Raw genomic sequence first — 23794 nt, 5'->3', positions numbered from 1 at the left:
CGCTTCTGATGGATTTAGCGGAGCTGGTTTAATGACCAGCTCCCGCTTTTTTTATGGGGCATCCGGTTATTCCGGAAAAATAATTACTTTTAAAATACGCCGGCCGGGCAGACTAATCACCGGCTGCAGATACCATTCACTACATTAAAATTCTGTATGAAAAAATCTACCTTGCTGGGTATGGCGGTAGCGTGGGCATTGTGTGCGAATACCTACGCCCAGAAACCGCTCTGGATGCGCTATCCTTCCCTCTCTCCTGATGGACAAACCATTGTGTTCAGTTACCAGGGTGACCTGTACCGGGTACCGGCCGCCGGTGGGCAGGCGGTGCCGATGACCATTCACGAAGGTCACGACTTTATGCCGGTCTGGTCGCACGACGGCAAGTCCATTGCCTTTGCCTCCGACCGTTACGGCAATTTCGACGTATTTGTGATGCCGGCCGCCGGCGGTGAAGCGAAACGGCTCACCTACCACTCGGCCAATGACCTGCCGACTGATTTTACGGTCGATAACCAGCGTATCCTTTTTTCGTCGGTGCGCACCGACGACGCTAAAAACGCTCAGTTCCCCCTAGGGCTGCTGGGTGAAGTTTACACCGTACCAGTGAGTGGTGGCCGCACCAGAATGGAGCTGACTACCCCGGCGGAAATGGCCCGGTTCAGCCGGGATGGCAGGCAACTGATCTACCACGACATTAAGGGGTACGAAGATGCCTGGCGGAAACATCATACCTCCTCTATTGCCCGCGATATCTGGATGTACGATACCCAGTCGGGTAAACATACCCAGCTCACCACCTTTGCCGGCGAGGACCGAAACCCGGTGTTCCATGCAACTAACAAAGAGGTGTATTACCTGAGCGAGCAAAGCGGCACCTTCAATGTGCATAAGTTTTCGACGGATAAACCCCAGCAAAGCACCCAGATTACGCACTTCAGCAAACACCCGGTCCGTTTTCTGACCGCATCCGGCAACGGCACCCTGTGCTTCGGCTTCGACGGCGAGATTTACACCATGACCCCTAACGGCCAGCCGAAGAAAGTTGACGTTCAGATCCTGAACGACGGCCGCATGGTATCGCAGAAGATTGTCCCGATCAGCAGCGGAGCTACCGAAATGGCCCTCTCGCCCAACGGCAAAGAGATTGCCTTCATTGTCCGGGGTGAGGTGTTTGTTACGTCAGTGGAAGGGGGCATTACCAAACGTATCACCAATACGCCGGAGCAGGAGCGCTCGGTCAGTTTCAGCCCCGACGGCCGCTCGCTGGTGTATGCCGCCGAACGCAGCAACAACTGGGATGTGTATAAAACCAGTATTTCCCGGAAAGAAGAGCCCTACTTCTACGCATCGACCATCCTGAAAGAAGAACCGGTTATTGCTACCCCTGCTGAAGAATTCCAGCCCTACTTTTCGCCCGACGGCAAAGAAGTGGCTTACCTTGAAGAACGCGTAGTGCTGAAAGTAGTCAATCTGGCGACCAAAACCACCCGCACCATTCTCCCCGCCGACAAAAATTACTCGTACTCCGACGGTGATCAGTATTACCAGTGGTCGCCGGACGGCAAGTGGTTTGTGGTCAATTTTGCACCGTATCAGATCTTTACCAGTGAGGTAGGCCTGGTGTCGGCTGACGGCAAAGGCGAGGTAAACAACCTCACTCAGAGCGGCTACAACGAGGGCGAGGCCAAATGGGCTATGGGCGGTAAAGCCCTGTTGATGTTCACCGACCGAGACGGCATGAAAAATCACGCCAGTTGGGGTGGCGAAGGTGATATATATGCCTTATTTCTCACCAAGGAGGGCTTCGATCGCTTTAAGCTCAGCAAAGAAGACTTTGCCCTGCTGAAGGAGAAAGAAGATAAAGAGAAGAAAGACAAGGAAGAAACCCAGAAAGATAAAAAAAGCGAACCGGATAAAGATCCGAAAAAAGACAAAAATGGGGTGGTTACAGCTGATAAGAAGGAGAAAGAAGATACGCTGTTGAAGATAGAACTGGAAGGTATTGAGGACCGGAAAGCCCGGCTCACGATTCACTCCTCCCGTTTGTCGGACGCCGTTTTATCCAAAGACGGCGAAAAGCTGTTCTACCTGGCCCGCTTCGAGAAAACCTCCGATTTGTGGGTGACCGAACTCCGCACCCGCGAGACCAAAGTTCTGGCCAAAGACGTCGGCAACCAACTGGAAATGAGCAAGGATGGCAAACACCTGTTTGCACGCTCGGAGAAGGGAATTGCCAGATTTGATGCCGAGTCGGGCAAAAAAGAAGCCGTTACCATTAACGGTGAGATGAACCTCGACTACCTGGCGGAAAAAGCGTATATCTTCGACCACGCCTGGCGGCAGGTACAGAAGAAATTCTACGTTAAAGACCTGCACGGCGTTGACTGGGACTTCTATTACAAAGAGTACCGGAAGTTTCTGCCCTATATCACCAACAACCGTGACTTTGCCGAGATGCTGAGCGAAATGCTGGGCGAACTCAATGCCTCGCATACGGGCGGTCGCTACGCCCATCCGCAGCAGAACCTGGACGCTACCGCATCGCTGGGCCTGTTTTACGACCAGACCTATACCGGTAACGGTCTGAAGGTGACCGAAGTGATTGCCCGCAGTCCGCTCGACAACGCTACGTCTAAAATGAAACCAGGCGTAATCATCGAGCAGATCGACGGCGTAGCGATTACAGCTGATATGGATTATAACCAGTTGCTCAACCGGAAGGCCGGCAAAAACACCCTGCTGTCACTCTACAACCCCGCCGACAATAGCCGCTGGGAGGAATTACTGAAGCCGGTAACGCTGGGCGAAGAAAACGAACTTCGCTACCGCCGGTGGGTTGAAACCCGGCGTAAGGAAGTTGATCGTTTATCAAGCGGAAAAGTTGGTTACGTCCACGTGCGCGGCATGAATGATCCCAGCTACCGCACCGTTTACGAGGAAGTGCTGGGCAAAAACGCCGGTAAAGACGCCGTCATTGTCGACACCCGCTTCAACGGGGGCGGCTGGCTCCACGATGATCTGGCGACTTTCCTGAAGGGCGAAAAATACATTGAAATGGTGCCACGCGGTCAGAAAGGCGGCCACGAGCCGATGCGCAAATGGATTAAGCCCTCGGCGGTGCTGATGAGCGAAAGCAACTACTCCGATGCGCATATGTTCCCCTACACGTACAAGAACCACAAGATCGGTAAGCTGATCGGGATGCCGGTACCCGGTACCGGAACGGCCGTCTGGTGGGAAAGCCAGATTGACCCGACGCTCGTTTTCGGCATTCCGCAGGTCGGCATGATCACCAATGACGGCAAGTACATGGAGAACACCCAACTGGAGCCGGATGTGCTGGTTCGAAATGATCCCGAAGAAATTGCCAAAGGCCGCGACCAGCAACTGGAGCGGGCCGTCCAAGAACTCCTCATCAGCCGCCCGATTGCCGTATCAGGGGGGCAGAAATAAGCCGTTTTATGCGCATAGAAAGGCCCGGTTTAACACAAAGCCGGGCCTTTCTATGCGTTTTTTTTGTAAAAATCACTCAGATTGGTAAAAGTTTTTAATTTTAGGTTACTTAGGTAGCGATCAATCCATATCATGCACCTCCCGGCAACTGTAAAAACGACTCTGAGCGCCAAATCCAAGGGGCCACCCCGGGGAGTACTTTTTATCCTTTGCGTGGCTTTGTTGCATGGCTAGGTTGGAGGCTTTTTGACGGCCATAGGCATGCCTAATCGACAGAACTGATTTAAGCAATCCGCCTTGATACGCACCTCCACTTGCTGGCTGGCTAAACCCCGGCTTCGTAAGCGTTCCCCAAAGATCACTTTTAGCCGATACATGCCCGTTTCCGCTTTACTGCGTCGGTGATAGCCCACCTGCCATTTCCACTCGGCCAAGCCTAGCGCTTTTATGGCCAACACCGCCTGGTTGCGCTCGTGCACCAGGAGTCGGCCTTGTCGATCAGTCCACAAGATGGCATTGGCTCGCGGGGGAATGATAGCCTGAATCTGCTGTTGCTGGAGGTAGGCATACACTTTCTTTTGATCGTAAGCCCCGTCGGCAGCTACTCTATTGACGGGGATGGTAAGCTCTTCGAGCAAGGGTTGCAGCATAGAGGCATCATCCACATCACTGCTAGTCAGCGCGATAGCTAACACCTGGTTGGTAGCCTCATCGTAAGCGATATGCACTTTGCGCCAGCTCCGGCGTTTACTGGAGCCATGTTGACGGACTTTCCATTCCCCTTCTCCATACATCTTCACGCCCGTACTATCCACCACCAGGTAAACCGCCTGTGAATCGGTAGAAGCGGCTGGAGTAGGCGCTAGTTGTTGGCTGAGTTGAGCTTGCCGACGGCATAATTGGGTATAACTGGGTATCTTCAGGTCGAGCTTGAGCGTCTGTAGTAAACTGGTTAGGAAGCCCTGAGTTTGCCGGAAAGCCAGTCCTAGCACATACTTAACGTGTAGAGCGCATTCGATACAGGCCTGCGAATAGCGAAAGGCCCCACCGGGCTTTTGGGGGCCGGTGAAATACCAGTTTTCCAGGGTCTGTTGATCCAGCCAGAGTTGCAGACTACCGCGTTGGATGAGCGCCTGGTTGTAGGCGGGCCAATTGGTCAGTCGGTACGCGGTTTTGGGCTGCTTAGAGGCTACTGGTTGGGAGTGTTTGCCAATTTTAGGGCCTTTTGCGGCTTGTTTAGGCGTAAAAAAGCGTATCTTTCGCTGAGCACTGGTACCCATTCGGGGAAACTTTGATGGTTTGGCGATCTCAAAGTTACCAGTGCTTTTTTATGTTTAGCTATCACCGGATGAGCCATGCAACAAAGCCCCTTTGCGTTTTTATTACCCTGCTCACGTTCGACAACTGGACGGTTTTCAATACCCCTTCAATGGGTAATGCCGACGGCTCCTGGTCCATTGCCCTGCAACTCGCCCGGCTACTCAACCTCCGGTACGGCACCGAATTTGCGTTTACCTACGGTCCGCTCGGTTTCCTATGCAGTACCCGCCTGCCGATCGCTACCCAAAAATGGGAGATTATCGTCTATGATGCCTGGCTCCTGGTTCAAACCGGCTTCGTCATCTGGGCTTTTCTCACCCGCCGGTTCACGGTCTTCAACATGGTAATGCTGGTTGGGGCCGTTCTCTACCTGCACAGTGTTTTTGGTGGTGAGCCCCCATTCTACGTCTTCTATTTTTGTCTGTTTGTCCTGTTTTATCATTTACGCACCAACCGGCACTGGTTAGTCGGGTACGCACTGCTATTAAGTCTCTTTACCTTTTATGTGAAAGCCAATGTGGGGCTGGTCACTTTTTTATGTGTGCTGACCTACGTAACGTATTACAGTCTCACCCGGAGGCTGCCCTGGTACTGGCCGGTTTTCGGCTGGGCCATTGCTCTGCTTAGTCTATGGCTGTCTTCGGTCTGGCTGAATACCGATCTGGTAAACTTTGTTGCGGTATGTCTTCAGGTAGTTGATTCTTATAACGACACCATGCATGCCCTGCCCCCCAACAGCAACCGGGTAATGGCCCTGGGCTTTGGATTACTCGGACTTACCGCTGCTATTCCTTTTGGCTACCTGATACAGACCAGAAAAAAAGTAGTTACAATCGGCAGGTTAGATCAGCTTTTTGTGGTAACACTGGCGGGAATGCAGTTATTTATTCTGTTTAAAGAAGCCTTTGTCCGGGCCGACATCTGGCACCTGGCGCTGTTTTTCAAGCTGGGATTACTACCCGTTTCCCTGATCATATTCTTCGGTCAGTCAGTCCGGTTAGCCAGAGCCATGCTGATTCCGGCTTTTCTGTTTATTATGTGTGGCTTGTACGTCAATATACGGTATGTAAAGCAGGGTCTTAACGTTTACCAGTTCCGGCAGTTACTAACCTATGGGCAAAGCCTTGGCGAACCGGCTCCGCCAAAGCCCGAAGTCCCGGCGGCTAACCAGTTGCCGGCCCACTGGCTTTCTGCGCTGAAATCGTCGACGGTAGATGCAGGTCCTTTGGATGTTTCGTTGATATATGCCAATAACCTGACTCTGAATTACCGTCCCCGTCCGGTTTTCCAAACGTATCAGGTGACGAACCGGTACCTGGACTCGCTGAATGCGACCTTTTATCGGTCGGCCAAAGCGCCCGCTTACATTCTCTTTACTCATGCTGCCAAAAGTACGCTCGACAACCGCTTTCCCTTTGCCGACGAAGCGCGAACTAAAATCGCTATGCGTCAATACTACCAGGTAGCAGACCAGCACCAGGATTGGCTGCTGTTGAAACGGAAAATTCGACCAACCCCCATCGACACGGCAGGCCGGCAGTTCCTCAGAACGCGGCTTAATAACCAGATTACGATTCCGGCGTATAACGGCCTTCAGGTATTGCAGGCGCAGGTGCAGTATTCATTTTTCGGGCAACTGGTCCGGTTTATTTTTCAGCCGCCCCCCCTGGCGCTGGAGATTGAATCAAGGGATGGTAAGCACTTCAGGCACAAGATCTCAGCGCCCATGCTGGCAAACGGAGTCATTCTCACCTACCCGGAAGCCACTACCGCGTCATTTATCCAATTCATGGATGCCAACCATCGCGCCGTCAACCCGATTCAGGCGGTACGGCTCGTCAGTGACCGCTGGCAATGGGGTTTTAAACCGCTGATCACGGTCACCTTCGTTCAATTACGGGATCGCACAGCCGAGGCATATTACCCTGCCGGACGCTAAGGATAGGCTCTTTTTCGTTATGTTTGATAGATTTTTTCCTGATTTCAAGACCTATTCTATGCAGCATCGATTCTCATACTTACACTTCATTCTTTTATGGCTACTCGCCGGTCCTCTGGCGCAGGCCCAGCAGAAGCAGCGCTTTACCGACCTGGCGCAGGCCCTCAGCACCGGTAGCCAACTGGCCGGCTCTCAGGGACCAAGGAGCGTCAACTGGATTGACGACGGCAACCGGTTCTCGTTCATTGAAGGCCAGAACCGCATCAAGATCTTTTCGCCAAAAGACCAGCGTGAAGAGGTCGCCTTCGACGGTAGTCAGCTTACCCTGCCCGGTACCACCCAGCCGTTTCGCTATACCGCGTTTCAGTGGTCGAAAGACTCAAAGAACCTGGTTTTCCAGAGCAATTTCCGCCCGGTCTGGCGCCGGTCCGGCATCTCTGACTACTATGTTTACACCCTTGCCGACAAAAGCCTAAAGCTGGTTGCCAAAGACGCCCAGACGGCCGAACTCTCCCCCGACGGTCGCAAGGTTGGCTACGAGCGGGGCGGAAACCTGTTTGTGTACGATTTTGCCACCCAGAAAGAAACCCAGCTGACCAACGATGCCGCTCGGTTCTTCTACAACGGCCGCTTCGGCTGGGTGTACGAAGAAGAGTTCGGCCTGGCGCAGGCTTGGAGCTGGTCGCCCGACAGCAAATACATTGCCTTCTGGCAGTCGGACGAGCGGCAGGTACCCATCTACCGCCTGACGGATTTTGCCGGCTTCGACGAGAATTACGACTCGGTTCCTTACCCCCGCGTGGGCGATGCCAATCCGGTTGTCCGGATCGGGGTGCTCGACGTTACCACGGGTCAGAAGCAGTGGATGAAAGTCGATCTGGCTGGTGGGTACATCCCGCGCATCTACTGGACCTCGCAGGAAGGGCAACTGGCTGTGGTACACCTCAACCGCAAACAGAATGAGCTGAAACTGTTTTTTACCAATGCCCGCACCGGCGACGCCCGCCTGCTGATGGAAGAGAAGTCTGACGCCTGGATCGATGTCTTTGATTTCTTCGCTGGTATCATGCACTACTTCTATTTTCCGGCCGATTCGCAGGATTTCTTCTGGGTATCGGAGCGCGACGGCTTCGCCCACATCTACCGGTACGACTATGCCGGCAAATTACTGAACCAGGTCACCAAAGGCAACTGGGAGGTAACCTACGTTCACCAGATCGACGCCAAAAACAAAAAAGTCTACTATACCGCTACAGAACAGTCTCCCCTGGAGCGCCAGTTGTACGTGGTGGATTTCGACGGCCGCAACAAGCGCAGACTGACGCAAACCCCTGGCAGGCATACGGTGGACTTCTCGCCCAACAGCCAGTACTACATCGACCGCTACTCCAACGTATCGACGCCCACGCAGGTAGAACTCTGGGATACCAAAGGACAGAAGATCCGGACGCTGGAAGAAAACAGCCGGGTCAGAGAGTTGATGAACAACCTCGCCTACGCCCCAAAGGAACTGACGAGTTTTACGACCTCCGACGGCCAGAAGATCGACATCTCCATTATCCGGCCGTCCGACTTCACGGCCTCGCGTAAGTACCCGGTGCTGATTGATGTATACGGAGGTCCGGGTGCCCAGTCGGTCTACAATGATTTTGCCTCGTCGGCCTGGCATCAGTACCTGGCGCAGCAAGGGTATGTGGTTGTGGGGGTCAACAACCGGGGCAGCGGGGGCTACGGCCGGCGTTTCGAAAAAATGGTGTACGAAAAATTAGGGCAGTACGAAAGCAAAGACTTTGCCGAAGCCGCACGGTACCTGGCCACGCAGCCATGGGTTGATGGCGCCCGGATGGGCATTCGCGGTCACAGCTACGGCGGGTATACCAGCAGCTACACCATGCTGACCTACCCAGATGTATTTCGCGTCTCGATTGTGGGCGCGCCCGTGACCGACTGGCGGCTGTACGACAGCATTTATACCGAGCGCTACATGGGACTTCTGCCCGAAAATGACGAGAAGTACCGCCAGAGCGCCGTTACCTCGTACGCCAAAAACCTGAAAGGCAAGATGTTTATTGCCCACTCGGCCATGGACGAAAACGTACACCTGCGCAACACCATGCAGCTCGTGAAAAACCTGATCGACAACGGCAAAGATCATGAGTTGCGCATTTACCCGCCGGGTGCCCATGGCGTGGCCTACAATAGCCCCAGCTACCTGCTGCTCTATCAGCAGTACACCGACTTTCTGGAGAGAAACCTGAAGAACGGCACGGTGAATTAAGCCAGTGGGTTGATCCGTGTGGGACTATTGCCTATTTTGCACCCCTGCTAATTCGTAAAACCAAGTTTTTTATGGGAAAAGGAGATCGAAAATCAAAACGAGGTAAAATCTGGCGCGGCACCTTCGGCAACACCCGCCGACCGGCCGCCGAGAAGGGTCAGGCTGAAAAAGCCGCCGGACAGAACAAAAGTTAAGGAAGGATCGCCCTATCTTCGGAAGCCCCCGCAGTTTGCTGCGGGGGCTTCTGTTTGTGGTGGAACCTTGACAATACGCCACCGATCGGATAGTTTTGTTAACGACCTGACCCCAAACCAACCCGTATGGCAAAAGCCAGACCTGTTAAAACAGCATCCCGTAAAGCCGGTACCAACGCGCCGGTAACCGCTGCACCCCTGGCCGGAAAAGTCGCTCCGGTACCGCATCGGGGCCCAAAACTATCGCCGGCCGGTCGTTACGGGCTGATGGCTACGGCCGCCCTGCTGGTTTTCATTGCCTACTCGTTTGGTTTCGGCAACGAGTTTGTCGATTGGGACGATATGGAATACGTGGTCGAGAATCTGTACGTACGCCAGCCCTCGATCGCCGGCCTGAAAGCCCTCTGGCAAATGCCGGTTGCGCTAAATTACCACCCGCTGACCATGATGACGCTGGCGGCCAACGCAGCGCTGTTCGGCCCGAAAGCCACCTCCTTCATCGTAACCAACACCCTGCTGCACGTACTGAATACAGGTCTGGTGTTCGCGCTGGCCTACCAACTTAGCCGGCGCAACCAGTGGATCGGCTTTTTTACGGCCCTGCTGTGGGGACTGCACCCCATGCACGTAGAGTCGGTTGTCTGGGTGTCGGAGCGGAAAGATGTGCTGTATACCTGCTTTTTTCTGCTGGCCTGCCTGAGCTACCTTCGCTACCAGACAACCGGGCACAAAAGCTGGTTTCTCATTACATTCGGCTTGTTTGTACTGGCGTGCCTATCCAAAGCGATGGCGGTAGTGCTGCCGCTGGTGCTGCTGCTCCTCGACTATATACAGGGGCGTCGGCCGCTGAGCCGGGCGAGTCTTACGGGCAAAGCTCCCTTCTTTGCCGCTGCGCTGTTTTTCGGCTGGCTGGCGGTAAATGTGCAGGGGGGCGGTAATTTTTACGGCCTGCTGACCATGGCGGGCCAACAAAAAGAAGCGCTTGGCCAGGAGCCGTTTGCCCTTCGGTGGCTGGTCTATGGCTCCTACGGGTTTCTGCTCTACCTCATCAAACTGGTTATACCCTACGGCTTGTCGGCGCTGTACCCCTACCCGGCCGATGTGACCAAAATACCCCCTGCGTACTGGCTGGGGCCAGTCGCTTTTCTGCTTTATCTGGTAGTGATGGCATGGGCCTTCAGACACAACCGACGCGTGGTGGCGTTTGGTATGAGCTTTTTTCTGGTAACCATTGTGCTGGTCCTGCAGTTTATGACCGTCGGCACCGCCCTGATGGCCGACCGCTACAGCTATCTGGCCTATTTCGGCCTGTTGTTCATGCTTGTGGCTTGTTTTGAGCAGTTCAGCCGATCGAATCCCACCAATCGCATGGCCTGGCGGGTGGGCGCCGGACTTTTTGCCGTCGTTTTTTTCTACCTGACCATCCAACAGGTAGCCGTCTGGCAGAATACCGAAACGCTCTGGACCAACGCCCTGCGGTATTACCCTGAGGATGATCAGATCCACGAACGGCTGGCTACTTACTACGGGAAACAAAACCAGCTTGACCAGGCCGAATTGCATTTCACCGCAGCCCTTAAAGATGGCTCCAATCGCTTTCGGATCTACGAAGGCTTAGGAAACGTATACGGCCTGAAAGGAGAGCCCCAAAAAGCCCTCGCGATGTACGATCAGGCCCTGCGCCTGGACAGTACCCAGGGCGATACGTATTATAACCGGGGCCTGACCCGGCTGAAGCTGAATCCCGCAGCGGCTGTTCCGGATTTCACAAAAGCCCTGCAGTTGATGCCCTATAAAGATACGCTGGTGCTGCCGCAACGGGCCTTCGCCCACCTCCAGGCCAAACAGTACCAGGCCGCCCTCGACGATTATACCCGGACCATCGACCGGCAACCCGCCAATGCCACTGCCTGGCACAATCGGGGGGTGTGCCGGTTTAACCTGGGTGATCGGGCCGGTGCTGTCGCCGATATCCGCCAGGCCATTGCCATGAACCCGACTTACGAGGAAGCCAGGCAAAACTTAACAGCGTTAGAACGGCTGAACTGATTTACCGGACAACCAGTACGGTGCCGGTTTTTCGGCGCAAGGGCGCGCCAGTTTCCTGTATTTCTGCTTTATAGACGTAAATGCCGCTGGCAGCGGGTTGCCCAGCCTGGGTTCCGTCCCAGTACCGGGCGGCATCGTCGGTGTCGAACACCACCCGCCCCCACCGGTCAAAAATAGTCAGCCGGAACCGCCCAGCCGGTATGGTTCCCAATACGCCAAACCGATCGTTGACGCCATCGCCATTCGGGGTAAACGCATCCGGCAGAAACCAGCCTGCCGATGCGGGTTCGGCCGTTTTGATGGGTGGTTCGTAGCACACGTCGCCGGAGGGGGTAGCCGCGACACAGGTATCTGCCAGTACCAGCCGGAAGCAGCTAATGCTGGTAGTGTCATTACCAACGCGGACCTGGACGGAGGAGCCATCGACGATTGGAGCGACCGCCGAATAAAGACCATCAGGGCCTTTTTGCTGGACCCGCACCCGCACATTACCGGCATTACTGATCGTAAGTTGAAGCGTCTGGGGGGCGGTGCGCACCACCTCCCGGATAAACGGCACCTGGGCCGCTGAGGCCGGCCTAAAGGTCTGGCTGGTTTTCCCCCCGCAGCTGGCGTACCGGAAAGATCCCTGGACGGTAACTTGCCGGGTGGCGTTATCGCGGTACGAATGGGCAGCAGTGGGTCCGGTTGCCCGGAGGGTATCGGTTTGTCCGTCGCCCCAGTTGACCAGGAAGAAATCGTATGGGTAGGAACTGGCGTTAGGGATCGTCAGGCTAACATCGTTACGGCAGGTGCTCAGCGAAAAAACCGGCGGTACGGTATCGTACACCATCACTGTCCCGCAGGCCCGTAGCGGTAATCCGTCTTTCTCCGAAAACTGCAGGATCTGATACAAGCCGGGGCGCGTATAGGTATGGGTCGAATCGGTAGTGGTGGCTGCTTCATTCCGGCCGTTGTAGTCATAAATGTACCGGACATTGCGGACACCGGTCAGATCACTGGTAGTGCGAACCGTGAGCGGCACACAGCCAATTCCGTTTCGGATCCGGAGCGAACCCGTGAATGTATTTGGCGTGGTGCATTGGGCAAATGCCGACCCGCTACCGCCTGCCAGGCTCAGTATCCAGATAATCATTCCGATGAGATTCGGTCTCAGCACGGTTTCGGGTTAGCAGACAACTTCGCAAACAGCCTGTCAAATATACATCGTAATGCAGGTAATCCGGTTAACGATGAGTAGGAGTCGATGGCTACTTCCCTATAAACAACGTGGTCCGGCTATGCAGGCATAACCGGACCATGACCAATCGAGTGAAACACCATCAGGATCTGGCGGTTCCTTTAGTTTTCGTCTTAGCCGGCTCCGCTACCGTACCGGTTGCCGGTCGGGACTCTGGAGCCGATGCACCCAGGTCATCCTCCTCATCCCGGCTTTTTGACCGGGCAGCCACCACCAGTCCCAGCACCAGCAGACCCAGGAGCAGGCTATTGGCCACCAGGTCGATGGTGTTGCCGACGGCGATCACGGGAGGCTCAAACTTAAATTCAATGATGTGCTTACCGGCTGGCACCCGCATGGCCCGCAAAACGTAGTTGGCCCGGAAGTGGGGCACTTTACGCCCGTCGATGTAAGCGTTCCAGTCTGAATCGCCCCGGTAATAGACCTCGGAGAATACCGCCAGCTGATCGGAACTGGCCTGGCTGCTGTACTTCAGATGCTCCGGCTGATAGGATGTCAGCCGGATGGCGTTACCCGTGGTATTGAGCGGAAAGTTCAGGCCGGCCAACTGGTTGGCAAAGCGTTTATCCACCACAGCGGTATCTTTCGGATTCAGCGACTGCAGAGCGGCCATTTCCTGATCGGCATTATCGACCAGCCGTGCGGTTCCCACAAACCAGGCGTTCCCCAGCGCTTCGGCATTATGCTGCACAGCGGGGCCGTTCTGGTCCTGCCGGATAACATACCGCGCATTGAGCATATTCAGAATACCCACCGGGTTCTTCTGAAAGCCATACTGCATTAACTCATCGTACCGGCGCAGGCGGGCGGGGTTGTAGCCCCCGATGGATTTATGGTACTGCGAGGCATTGTTGCTGCTCATGAAATTGGTCGTGTTGTCCAGCACCCGGTAACTCATGGCCGTATCCTGCAGGATCTGCTGATCGGCGGCAGTCGGTTCGTATTGGTTCTGGATAACAGATTTCGACACAAAATCGGCGTTGTTCACCCAGCGCTTATCGATCAGAAACAGATCAATAACAACCAGCCCAACCAGTAAGGGGTAGAACAGGGCTGGTTTCAGTCGCTTGTTCAGGTACAGCCACAGCAGGCCGGCCGCCAGCCCGATAAAGATAAACGACCGGAACGCATCGCTGCGCAACAGGCTCTGCCGGTCGCTGATCAGGGCCCGCAACATCTCATTACCCAGGTTGGCATCCCCGAATATCTGCGTAAAAACCTGCGTATCGTTTGCGGCCCGGAAGTCGAACAGTGTTCCACCCAGCAGGGCGAACAGCATCGCCAGCCCACCCGTAGCGCCCAGGCTGATCAGAAACGGCTTCTTTAAATCGGCAAAAGTCAGGTTCCGGCGGGCAATCTCCTGAAGCCCCAGCACGGCACCCATGCCGATAAAGATCTGCACCAGGGCCAGGGTCATGGTCATGGCCCGGAACTTGTTGAAGTACGGAAAATAGTTGAACAGGAAGCCGTTGAGCAGCATAAAGTTTTTGCCCCAGGCAATCATGATCAGCAACAGGGTAACCCCGAGCGCAAACCATTTCAGGCGGTTGCGGCTGATGAGCATACCCAGCACAAACAAAAACACCATGATGGCACCGGCATAGGCCGGACCGCCCACAATCGGCTGGTCTCCCCAGTACACCGGTGCGCCCTGCTCCACAAACTGCTTGGCTGCGGCCGGGTCGACACCCCGCCCCGTCATGGCCTGGTACAGATTGGAGCTGGTGGTAAGCCCTCCGCCCGATCCACCGCCGATAAACCCCGGCACCAGCAGGGTAAAGGTTTCCAGCTTGCCGTAGCTGTAGGTAAAGGCATAGTCTTCGGTCAGGCCGTCGGAAGTGGCCCGCGAGTTGGTCTGATCCTTGTCCTGCCCCTGGCTCGTAGTGGTAGCCGTCAGTTCCGAGCGGCCCCGGATGGTTTCTTTTGAATACTGATTAACGGCCAGCAGGCGGGTGCTCCAGCTACCAGCCCCAATGGCCCCGGCTACCAGGAGGGCAGCCAGGCCCAGCGCCAGTTGCCGGACGTTTCCTTCCCGCACCAGTTCCACCGCCCGAAAAACAACGTAGATGCCCAGGATCAGAAACAGGTAGTAGGTAATCTGGAGGTGATTGGACCCGAACTCTAGACACAGAAATAAGGCCGTCAGCGCCATACCGGCCACGTAGCGGCCCCTCAAAGCCTGAATTACGCCCGCCAGAATACCCGGCGCGTAAGCCAGCGCATACACTTTGGAGATGTGGCCGGCTTCAATGCTAACCAGGTTGTAGGTACCAAAGGCAAAGGTAACCGCCCCTAAAACGCCCAGCCAGCCGCCGGCTCCCAGAACGATCATCAGAATATACATACCCAGCATCTGCATGAACAGCAGAATCACTGGCACCGGAAACATGGCTTTAACGGCCAGCGCGGCCATACCCACAAAGGCTGTTGGGTTGGGAAAACTCACCATATACGACGGCATCCCGCTGAACAGCACATTGGTCCAGAGCGGAGCGTGGCCGGTTTGTTCCTTTACCTCCCGGATTTCGCGGGCGGCTGCCAGACTCTGCTGGGTATCGGGCATATTGATGACTTTCCCCTGCCAGGCCGGTAAAAAATAGATGGATGCGAGCAAAAATAAGGCCAGCACAAAGAGCAGGTGCGGGCCCAGACGTTGAAAAAGGGTCGTTTTTTTCATATATCATGTAAGGTCGTCTAAGGCTGGTGGTGCCAAATGACCGACCAATATAGCCACAAAGATAGGACAAATCCGCTGTCGGACCGATGTTTCAACCAGTCTACTGCAGGATTTCCGGTAACTCCGGTTCCTGTTTGCACCCGCCATAAACTAACTTGATGTTTCCGTCACCAAAACAAATCCGACCCATTTTACGACTCCACCGGTGAAGCGTACCGACGAAACGTAGATTGCCCGGTCTGTTTCCCATTCAGACAGCGTTTTTGACAGTTAACGAGCCACTTTTTCCGTTTAGTCAAAATACCATTGAAAATTCGGAAAAGAGTTTCTAGTTTTAATTAAGCACAAAGCGAGATCTCCACACCACCATACAACAAAGGCTATGAACACGCACAACCGCCCCGACACCTTCCGCACGATCCATAAAGCGATCCGGAAAGCCCTGTTCAACACCGCCTACCAGGCTGGTTACACGGACTTCACCAGCGCCGGCGACGTGGCCAGTCTCCTGACTCAGTTTGGTGAGATGACCCACTTTCTACAGCAGCACGCATACAACGAAGATATGTACTGCCTGCCCATGCTGGACGCCAAATCGTCGGGGATGGCTGCGCATGATTGCGAACAGCACGAGAAAATGGAGCGGATGCTAAACGAACTGCTGGCTCAGTTGAACGAGGTTGTCAACAGCCCTGACCGCCTGAAGAATCAGTTGGGCTACGCGTTTTATCTGTCGCTGAACCGCTTTGTGGCCCTATACCTCACCCAACTGGACGAAGAGGAGACCGACACGGCCGAAAAGGTCTACGCGCTATGTACGGACGAGGAACTCACGGATATGAATCAGCAGATTCTGGCCAACACTTCGCCGACCGATGTGGCTATCACGTACCGCTACCTGCTACCGGCCGTAAACAATCCGGAGCGGCAAGCGGTGCTGGCCGAAGTAAAGGCTTCGGCACCCCGGTCGGTGCTCGACCGGCTGTTGAGTATTGCAGAGAATATTCTGACACGGGCTCATTTTCAGCAGGCCATCTGCTACCTTGGCATTCCGCAAAAAGGCAAAAAGTTTGAATATACCGGTCTTAAAATAAGTCGTTCATCAATACCTTCAGCCGAACTGCATGTTAATTAGTTTTACAGAAATCAGACAACTCCATCGATTTTGTTGAGTTATTTTTGGATAGTAACCATTTAATAAAAATGTTTAAATTTTTATATTACTTTTCATCTCCTTTATATTCACTAATCTTATATTTAAACATAATTCTTATTGGTTGCTTTGCAAAGATTGTCTATAAGACCATCTAAAAAAATAGCGCCTATGGTGTATGCTGTACAACAGTTTTGAATTCATCAGGCTCCTGCTGATTACTTTCTGTTTATACTACTTCCCTGGCGTTGGCCGCTGGCAGGTTCCACTATTAATTATTGCCAGTCTCCTTTTTTACGCCTATGGCCAGGCTGACCTACTCTGGCTATTATTATTGTCAGTATTGATCAACATTCTGACCAGCTATTTCGTCGTATTTGGTCGCCAATCGTTGAGAAAAACAATTGCTATCTGTGGAGTAGTGGGCAATCTATCGATCCTATGCTTTTACAAATATGGTCCGCTGCTTGGTGAGACTTTTTTTCCATCCGGCACCGCCTTAGGCGAATGGCTGGTCAGTCTCCCTCTGCCTATTGGCATCTCATTTTTTACATTTCAGGGCATTAGTCTGATTGTAGATACCTACCGCAACCGCGAGGTGAACGAGTACCGAACGCTGATTGCCCGGAGTCTGATTAAACATGCCCGAACAGTTTTATTATTCAAGGCGTTTTTTCCCCAGCTGATAGCCGGACCCATCGTAAAAGCTCATTTTTTCTTACCTCAAATCAGCCCGAAGTTATTAAAAGATGTCCAGTGGGAGTATTGCTTCCGAACACTGGTGCTTGGCTACTTTTTGAAGATGGTCGTTGCCGACAATCTCAAAGATTACACGGTGTTGATGACTTACCCCTATTTCGAAACGGTATCCTCGTTCACATTGATCGCGCTTCTCTTTGGCTATTCGATGCAGATATTCGCTGATTTTGCCGGTTACTCGCTCATAGCCTTAGGCCTTGCGGCTCTGTTCGGCTACCGGTTTCCAATAAATTTTAATTTTCCATACATGGCTACGTCATTTTCAGACTTCTGGCGACGCTGGCACATTTCGCTGTCAAGTTTTTTACGTGAGTATTTATACATTCCGCTGGGAGGCAACCGACGCGGTCCCGTACGGACGTATATAAACCTGTTACTGACAATGGTGTTAGGGGGTTTATGGCACGGGGCCGCCTGGAGCTACGCCGTGTGGGGACTTGCCCACGGCCTGGCGCTGGCAGGAGAACGGCTGGTCAGGGATTACATTCGCCTGCCCCGTGCTTCCTGGTTACAGGCTGTTAAAGTTGTTCTTGTATTTGGCTATGTCACGTTCGCGTGGCTGCTATTCCGGCTGCCTGATTTTGACCATGTACTGGCGTATGGGCGCTCCCTTTTTATGAACTCTCGAAAGCCACACGAAGTATTAAGCGTTGGCTTTATCGCCGTATATTCTATACCGGTTTTAGCTTATCATTGGTTTTATCTGCTTCGAAAACAGGGAGCAAACCAGCAGGCGTTGTCGGCGCAATGGCCTCATTTGGATGTAGCTATCAATAGTTTTATGTTGTTCATGATCATCACCAATAGTGGTTCCAGTAGTACTTTTATCTATTTCCAATTCTAGGGCAGCTCATTTACCGGGTGTATTTTATTTACTTGATAAAAAATGAACAGAATCTGAGGAAATAAATCTTTTCACGAAATGATGCGTAAAACCTTACTGGTAACCTTTCTTTTACTGGTAGTTTATAGCAGTTGGATCCACAAATTCGGGCATACAATAAGCCGCTCAGCTCAAACGATAGAACAGCGGAATATTGTAAAGGCGGAGGAGTTTCTATATGAATCAAAGCAAAATTTTGATACACTTATACTTGGCTCCTCTTTAAGTAGTCGTTTGCTTTTGGATAGTCTGCCGAACGGTTGTCGGGATCTGTCATTCGGCGGATTATCGGCACGGGAAGGCCTACAATTGATAACGATGAGTGATCGTACGCCCAAATTAATTCTAATTGAGATCAATACGCTCAGCCTGCCAAAATCAGATTTTCTGAGCAACGTAGCAGACGGTTCGTACTGGCAAACGGCTAAAAAATACTTACCGTTTTTCAGGCAGAAATACCAACCGGTCGGCGTCCTTAAAGCACTCGTGCGTGATTGGCATTACGGTAAAACAAGGACCATTATCCCTGAAACTGCTTTTCGGGTAGACTCCGCCGTACGGCAGAGAACAATTTATGAATTTACCAGCCACCAACAAACCCAGGCAGACTCGGAGTTTCGATGTATTTTCGGTGAAATCAAAAACCAAGTCAACTTACTTCGACAGCGGGGGGCCAGCGTGGTTTTCTTTGAAGTACCTACTGAGGCTGAACTACAGACACTTCCTGTAGCGCGACAGATTCGCCGATACATTTGTGAATACTTTCCGGAGCCGGCTTATACGCACATAAAACTGCCGCAGGAACCCTACGTAACAACGGATGGGATACATTTGACCTATCGAGATAGTGGCCGTTTTACTGCCTATCTGAAACAACAACTCGAAGGGTCTATGATGCTGGCGAATACGAACAGGTAAAGCAATACCGCTCTGCGCAGGTTGTACGACAGCAAAGTCAGCGGATAGATTCGCGGCCGCTATTGAGCGCTGACAAGTCAGCTTAGTAAACCGCTATTTCCTCCTCAATCGGAGCGGCTACCCCTCCTTTTAACGCAAACGGTAAGCCCAGCAGGGAAATAGCGCAGGCGATGGAAGGGACAAAGCCGATCGGCGAAAACGCCCCTGTAGGCGCGCTAACGACTACAATCAGCACCATTGTTTTAATAATAGCCATTTGACTGCCCGGCACACCCTGGAACAACCCAGTAATCTGGCGAAGCATCCGGACGCTGAGCGAAAGCAGGACCATGCCCAGCAGGATCAGCGAATAAAACCTGAAGTCGAATGTAAACGTACCGGTTATCATCCGTTCTACGGCATGAAAGCTGATTTCAAACAGGTGGCCGAAACCGAGAAAGCTGGCGATGGCCGTGGCACCAAAGACCAGCAGAATGGCGGGTACTATCCGGACAGGTACCGCAGCCTGACGGACCATCCTGATCATGTTAATGATGGTAAACACAAAACAAAGCGCCAGAACGGCCAGGTCGATGTACTGATCAAAAAAGGTTTGCATGGGAGATAGTTATGGGATGTTTGTCAGACAAAGATCAGCGGACCAGCTTCCGCTGCCAACGTGAATCTGCCTGAACTGACAGGATGTGGAGCCGAATCGTATAAATTGTCCGCACAATGGTAATGGGTAGATTGCGCCACGGCTTTTGTTTATATCAGGACATCTCGCGTATCCGTTTACTACTCTAGGCTCTTTATGCAGCACCCAACTACCAGAAGCAATCGTTTCAGTCGCCGTGATTTCATCCAGCAGTCGGGTGCCTTACTGACGCTGGGCCTGAATCCCTCCATAACTGCCCTCGCCCGGGACACGACCACCACGCTACCAGTTACCACCATCCGCATTAAACGGGTCGATTCTACGTTTGAGCGGGAGCCGCTGATTCCCTACCGTTTCAAAGGCAGTGCTATCACGGAGAGCTGGCAGACGGCAGCTTTACTGGAGAGCGAATCGGGTATCCGGAAAGTAGGCCTGTGCACCCAGGGTGTATTGTGGTCAGACTCAACCGTGTTTGCCGCCCATTCGGAACGGGCGGGGAATGCCCTGATGTACGCCGTCACCGACCGCGCTCTTCAGCTCATCAAAGGCACCTCGTTTACCAATCCGGTGGAACTCCTGGATACCCTCTTGCCAGAGGTATTTGCCTACGCCAAAAAAATCACCAGTAACCCCGATCTGCGGAAGACCTTCGCTCTGAATGCCCTCGTTAGCGTCGATAATGCTGCCTGGCTGCTCTACGCGCAGGAGAACGGCATAAAGACCTTCGATGATATGATTCCGGCCCGGTATAAGCCGGGTCTGTCCTACCGTCATACCAAGGTAGCCAGCATTCCGGCCTTCGCCGTTGGCACCACGCCCGACGCGATCAAAGCGGCCGCCGACCAGGGCTATTTTATCCTGAAACTCAAAACGGGCTCCGCCGGTACGCAGCAGGAGATGATCGGGAAGGACATTGCCTTTCTGACGGCCCTTCATAAAGCAATCGGCCACTACGAAACGCCGTACACCCAAAGCGGCAAAATCCCGTACTACTTCGATGCCAACGGCCGGTACGAGAAAAAAGAAACACTGCTGCGCTTTCTGGACCACGCCCAAAAGATTGGGGCTTTCGACCAGATTGCCGTCATCGAAGAACCCTTCCCGGAACACGTAGAGGAATACGTAGGCGATCTGGGTGTCCGGGTTGCCGCCGACGAGAGCGCCCATACCGTAGAGGATGCCGCCCGGCGCATCGAGCTGGGGTATTCGGCCATTGCCGTCAAAGCCATTGCCAAGACCCTCAGCATGACCATGAAGATTGCGCAGCTCGCTTACGAAAAAAAGGTACCTTGTTTCTGCGCCGATCTGACCGTGAACCCCATTCTGGTTGACTGGAACAAAAACGTAGCGGCCCGGCTGCCCCCCTTCCCCGGCATGAGCATCGGCCTGCAGGAAGCCAACGGCCACCAGTACTACAGGAACTGGCATACACTGGCCCAGTATCACCCTTACGCATCGGCGTCCTGGACAAAAGTACGGAAGGGGGTATTCGAGCTGACCGACGACTACTATCAGAAAAGTGGCGGCATCTTCGCGCCGTCTCCGCATTATCAGGATTTATTTTCGGCAAGCTGACCCGACACCCTTTACCGATTACTAACAGCTTTACGTTCGCAAAGGCGGGAGACGTAGTTTTGCGGAATCCATTTGTAAATCCACACCACATGAATGCTTCTTCAGCCAAACGCCTGGTCTTCCTGGTATTTTGCTTAGTCACCGTATTGACCTATGCGCAACCGAAAAAGTTAACCTTAGCCACATACACCTACGCCGATAACAACCGGCTGCAAAATATTCAGCCGCTGGCCTCGGCGCTCAGCAGGGAGCTAGGCCTGCCGGTCGATATCAAAAGCTATCCGAACGTATCAGCGTTCATTCAGGGTCTGGAGGCCGGAGAGGTTGATATTGCCCTGATCAGCACCTTTGGCTATCTGCTGCTCACAAACCGAAACGACCAGCAGTATATACCGGTTGCAGCCCTTCAGACAGCCTCCTCTACCCGCGACAACTATAAGACAGCCCTTATTGCCCGTAAGTCGCTGCCTATTGACAACCTGACGCAGCTAAAAGACCGATCGGCTCTTTACCGCATGACGTTCGTCAGTGAAACGTCTACGTCCGGCAACCTGATACCGAGGGCATTCCTGTACGGATCAGGTATTACCCAACCCGAGAAACAGTTTAAACAGGTAACTTACAGCAAAACCCATGCGGCCGCCGTTCAGCAAGTGATAGACGGACAAACAGACCTGGCCGCGTTTGGCAGCGAAGAATACTACAAGGCTATTCACCGGGATTCCCTGGCTACCCGGCAGGTCAAACTTATCTGGCTATCAGGTGAAATTCCACTTGGTCCCGTACTGCTCAAAAAATCGATATCAGTTCCTGTACAAAAAAAGATTCAACAAGTGCTGTTAACTCTTCACCAGCAGTATCCAGGTGCCCTCATCAGCCTACGATCAGGATGGTCAGAGGCCAAACAGGCGGAGCGATTCAGACCAATCGATATGGCTTTTTACCACGCGTACCAGCGCGAGATAGGCGCTCCTCGTGAACTGATCGAAAGCTTCGCCAACCTGATTCGGTAAACAGACGGTCTCTTTGCAAAGTATCAGACATGAGGTGTTTTGAGTAAAAAGTGGCTAATCTTACATGCAAAGTATATATCATAAATATCTCTTATGCCATTTATCAAATATATAAATTTTCATTTATAGTATTTGTCACTGACTTTTGTGCCATGACTTTCACCTGAGGTGTAGAATCCTTTACTGAAACTACAATTCACTTAACTGAAAAATACTATGCAAGCATGCACAATGACTGAGATTGACATTGAAACGTTAAACTTAATTGAAGGCGATTTCTCCGTTGAAGAAGCACGAGAAGTTTTAACGAATATTTTTTTAACTAAAATTCACTTTCATCAAATGAAGAATTTTAGTTCACAAGAACGGTTCGGAAAGCAAGATGAAACTGCAGTAAGAAGGATTCCTGAGTTAAAAAAGCAGTTAGAAAAATTGTCATACATTGTTGCAGAAGCTAAATCAAAACATAAGAAACTAACGATTTCGTCAGAAATAACCCTATCGCTAATGGATGAGTAACGGTAGTATGTTCCTACGATAAGATTAGGTCAAATCAATTAAAGCCCACTTTGAGCCAGTTCAAAGCGGGCTTTTTCCGTTTCAGGGCAATTCAGGCTGGAAACCAGCAGGCAAGGTGCCACATTTACTACTGACTAGTGACTAACAACCTTCTAATCACACCATTACCATGAAAAAGGCATTGAAGATTATCGGCATTGGGCTGGGAAGCCTGGTCTTGCTGCTGGCAGCCTTCTGCGGATACGTATTGGTTACCGGGATTCCAACCTACGAGCCGCCCGTTACCCCCAAAATTACGGTGGAGCGTACCCCGGCCCGGATTCAGCGGGGCGAAGCCATTGCCCACTTGCAGTGTATGGCCTGCCATGCCGATCAGGAGAACCGGCTTACCGGCAAACATATGGACGATGTGCCTGCCCTGTTTGGAAAAATCTATTCCAAGAACATTACGCAGGATTCCGAGAAAGGCATTGGTAAATGGACCGACGGCGATATTATCTACTTTCTGCGCACAGGCATCAGACCCGATGGTACGTTTGCCGGCGTAATGCCTAAATACACGCTGATGTCCGACGAAGATGTGAAATCGGTGGTAGCGTGGCTGCGTTCTGACCGCTTTCCGGTTCAGCCCAGCAAGAATGAAGCGCCGGAAATCGAGTATAGCTTCTTCTCCAAAGTCCTGGCGAATACCATTATGAAGCCGGCAGAGTACCCACAGCAGCCGATATTGGCTCCCGACAGCACCGACCAGGTGGCTTTTGGCCGGTATACCGCTAATGCCGTAGCCGATTGCTATGCCTGCCATTCGGGCGACATGATTCAGCAGGATAAAGTAAATCCCGAAAAGTCGAAGGGTTTCTATGGTGGCGGTATCGAGCTGATCGGACCTGATGGGAAGCCGGTCTATACGGCCAACCTGACGTTTGATGAAGAGACTGGAATCGCCAGAAAATATACCAGAGAGCAGTTTGTCCAGGCGGTAAAGTATGGCGTCCGGCCCGACGGCTCTATGCTGCGCCAGCCGATGGCTCCCCGCCCGAGTATGTCTGATTATGAGGTAGGCGCTATTTACGAGTACCTGAAGACGGTACCGAAGATCCACAACGATATCGCCCAGAAAAATGCCGCTGTACAACTGGCGTCAAAATAAGTAACAAAGCATCACGTGAAAAGGCCGGGCTACC

16 protein-coding genes are annotated in these 23794 nt (G+C 52.8%); 12 read left to right on the top strand and 4 right to left on the bottom strand.

Translation table 11 applies throughout. The features are described from left to right. The first annotated feature begins 156 nt into the window (after positions 1-156). A complete protein-coding gene (locus tag ABD949_RS30000; RefSeq protein WP_345250145.1) occupies positions 157-3456 on the top strand; it encodes a S41 family peptidase in 3300 nt (1099 codons plus the stop codon). A 230-nt stretch (positions 3457-3686) separates the two neighbouring features. Here ABD949_RS30000 and ABD949_RS29995 read toward each other — a convergent pair whose 3' ends face one another. Beyond that, the gene (locus tag ABD949_RS29995) at positions 3687-4736 is read right to left on the bottom strand and encodes an IS5 family transposase (RefSeq protein WP_345250143.1); all 1050 of its coding nucleotides are present in this window, start codon (positions 4734-4736) and stop codon (positions 3687-3689) included. 50 nt (positions 4737-4786) lie between these two features. Between ABD949_RS29995 and ABD949_RS29990 the strand changes: the two genes are divergently transcribed. From ABD949_RS29990 to ABD949_RS29975, 4 genes are all read left to right on the top strand, one after another. Next, positions 4787-6715, top strand: coding sequence for a hypothetical protein (locus ABD949_RS29990; protein WP_345250141.1), 1929 nt, complete (start codon positions 4787-4789; stop codon positions 6713-6715). A gap of 58 nt (positions 6716-6773) precedes the next feature. Next, a complete protein-coding gene (locus ABD949_RS29985) occupies positions 6774-8993 on the top strand; it encodes a S9 family peptidase (RefSeq protein WP_345250139.1) in 2220 nt (739 codons plus the stop codon). Between the two features lie 71 nt (positions 8994-9064). Beyond that, positions 9065-9187: a 30S ribosomal protein THX gene (locus ABD949_RS29980; RefSeq protein ID WP_345250137.1), complete on the top strand. Its 123-nt coding sequence runs from the start codon at positions 9065-9067 to the stop codon at positions 9185-9187. 126 nt (positions 9188-9313) lie between these two features. Continuing rightward, a complete protein-coding gene (locus ABD949_RS29975) occupies positions 9314-11236 on the top strand; it encodes a tetratricopeptide repeat protein (RefSeq protein ID WP_345250135.1) in 1923 nt (640 codons plus the stop codon). Between the two features lies 1 nt (position 11237). Here ABD949_RS29975 and ABD949_RS29970 read toward each other — a convergent pair whose 3' ends face one another. Together ABD949_RS29970 and ABD949_RS29965 are read right to left on the bottom strand one after the other, a co-directional pair. After that, the gene (locus ABD949_RS29970; protein WP_345250133.1) at positions 11238-12371 is read right to left on the bottom strand and encodes a T9SS type B sorting domain-containing protein; all 1134 of its coding nucleotides are present in this window, start codon (positions 12369-12371) and stop codon (positions 11238-11240) included. Between the two features lie 187 nt (positions 12372-12558). After that, entirely contained in the window at positions 12559-15153 is a 2595-nt protein-coding gene (locus tag ABD949_RS29965) for a YfhO family protein (RefSeq protein ID WP_345250131.1), read from the bottom strand. 382 nt (positions 15154-15535) lie between these two features. On the opposite strand from ABD949_RS29965, the gene ABD949_RS29960 reads away from it, so the two are divergent. The 3 genes from ABD949_RS29960 (at position 15536) to ABD949_RS29950 (ending at position 18866) form a co-directional block, all read left to right on the top strand. After that, positions 15536-16288 (top strand): hemerythrin domain-containing protein, encoded by a 753-nt coding sequence (locus ABD949_RS29960; protein WP_345250129.1) that lies wholly within the window; start codon positions 15536-15538, stop codon positions 16286-16288. Positions 16289-16484: 196 nt separating this feature from the next. Continuing rightward, positions 16485-17909 (top strand): MBOAT family O-acyltransferase, encoded by a 1425-nt coding sequence (locus ABD949_RS29955; protein ID WP_345250127.1) that lies wholly within the window; start codon positions 16485-16487, stop codon positions 17907-17909. A 78-nt stretch (positions 17910-17987) separates the two neighbouring features. Then, positions 17988-18866 carry a hypothetical protein gene (locus ABD949_RS29950; protein WP_345250125.1) on the top strand — a complete coding sequence of 293 codons (879 nt, stop codon included), beginning with the start codon at positions 17988-17990 and terminating at the stop codon, positions 18864-18866. 82 nt (positions 18867-18948) lie between these two features. Here ABD949_RS29950 and ABD949_RS29945 read toward each other — a convergent pair whose 3' ends face one another. Then, the gene (locus tag ABD949_RS29945; protein WP_345250123.1) at positions 18949-19464 is read right to left on the bottom strand and encodes a hypothetical protein; all 516 of its coding nucleotides are present in this window, start codon (positions 19462-19464) and stop codon (positions 18949-18951) included. Positions 19465-19659: 195 nt separating this feature from the next. On the opposite strand from ABD949_RS29945, the gene ABD949_RS29940 reads away from it, so the two are divergent. From ABD949_RS29940 to ABD949_RS29925, 4 genes are all read left to right on the top strand, one after another. Then, a complete protein-coding gene (locus tag ABD949_RS29940) occupies positions 19660-21078 on the top strand; it encodes an enolase C-terminal domain-like protein (RefSeq protein WP_345250121.1) in 1419 nt (472 codons plus the stop codon). Between the two features lie 89 nt (positions 21079-21167). Further along, on the top strand, positions 21168-22091 hold the full coding sequence (locus tag ABD949_RS29935) for a phosphate/phosphite/phosphonate ABC transporter substrate-binding protein (RefSeq protein WP_345250119.1): 924 nt from the start codon (positions 21168-21170) through the stop codon (positions 22089-22091). A gap of 231 nt (positions 22092-22322) precedes the next feature. Further along, positions 22323-22610: a hypothetical protein gene (locus ABD949_RS29930; RefSeq protein WP_345250117.1), complete on the top strand. Its 288-nt coding sequence runs from the start codon at positions 22323-22325 to the stop codon at positions 22608-22610. Positions 22611-22779: 169 nt separating this feature from the next. Further along, a complete protein-coding gene (locus ABD949_RS29925) occupies positions 22780-23760 on the top strand; it encodes a c-type cytochrome (RefSeq protein WP_345250115.1) in 981 nt (326 codons plus the stop codon). The last annotated feature ends 34 nt before the right edge of the window (positions 23761-23794 follow it).

The sequence above is a fragment of the Nibrella saemangeumensis genome (assembly GCF_039541915.1).
GTDB classification, from domain to species: domain Bacteria; phylum Bacteroidota; class Bacteroidia; order Cytophagales; family Spirosomataceae; genus Nibrella; species Nibrella saemangeumensis.
Note: the sequence above shows the minus strand (reverse complement) of the source record. Positions and strands in the feature narration are given on the sequence as shown.

Coding starts and splice junctions, on each gene's coding strand:
- ABD949_RS29965 (WP_345250131.1), bottom strand. CDS start 15,153: ATGAAAAAAACGACCCTTTTTCAACGTCTGGGCCCGCACCTGCTCTTT.
- ABD949_RS29975 (WP_345250135.1), top strand. CDS start 9,314: ATGGCAAAAGCCAGACCTGTTAAAACAGCATCCCGTAAAGCCGGTACC.
- ABD949_RS30000 (WP_345250145.1), top strand. CDS start 157: ATGAAAAAATCTACCTTGCTGGGTATGGCGGTAGCGTGGGCATTGTGT.
- ABD949_RS29960 (WP_345250129.1), top strand. CDS start 15,536: ATGAACACGCACAACCGCCCCGACACCTTCCGCACGATCCATAAAGCG.
- ABD949_RS29990 (WP_345250141.1), top strand. CDS start 4,787: ATGTTTAGCTATCACCGGATGAGCCATGCAACAAAGCCCCTTTGCGTT.
- ABD949_RS29985 (WP_345250139.1), top strand. CDS start 6,774: ATGCAGCATCGATTCTCATACTTACACTTCATTCTTTTATGGCTACTC.
- ABD949_RS29955 (WP_345250127.1), top strand. CDS start 16,485: ATGCTGTACAACAGTTTTGAATTCATCAGGCTCCTGCTGATTACTTTC.
- ABD949_RS29925 (WP_345250115.1), top strand. CDS start 22,780: ATGAAAAAGGCATTGAAGATTATCGGCATTGGGCTGGGAAGCCTGGTC.
- ABD949_RS29995 (WP_345250143.1), bottom strand. CDS start 4,736: ATGGGTACCAGTGCTCAGCGAAAGATACGCTTTTTTACGCCTAAACAA.
- ABD949_RS29950 (WP_345250125.1), top strand. CDS start 17,988: ATGATGCGTAAAACCTTACTGGTAACCTTTCTTTTACTGGTAGTTTAT.
- ABD949_RS29940 (WP_345250121.1), top strand. CDS start 19,660: ATGCAGCACCCAACTACCAGAAGCAATCGTTTCAGTCGCCGTGATTTC.
- ABD949_RS29945 (WP_345250123.1), bottom strand. CDS start 19,464: ATGCAAACCTTTTTTGATCAGTACATCGACCTGGCCGTTCTGGCGCTT.
- ABD949_RS29930 (WP_345250117.1), top strand. CDS start 22,323: ATGACTGAGATTGACATTGAAACGTTAAACTTAATTGAAGGCGATTTC.
- ABD949_RS29935 (WP_345250119.1), top strand. CDS start 21,168: ATGAATGCTTCTTCAGCCAAACGCCTGGTCTTCCTGGTATTTTGCTTA.
- ABD949_RS29980 (WP_345250137.1), top strand. CDS start 9,065: ATGGGAAAAGGAGATCGAAAATCAAAACGAGGTAAAATCTGGCGCGGC.
- ABD949_RS29970 (WP_345250133.1), bottom strand. CDS start 12,371: ATGATTATCTGGATACTGAGCCTGGCAGGCGGTAGCGGGTCGGCATTT.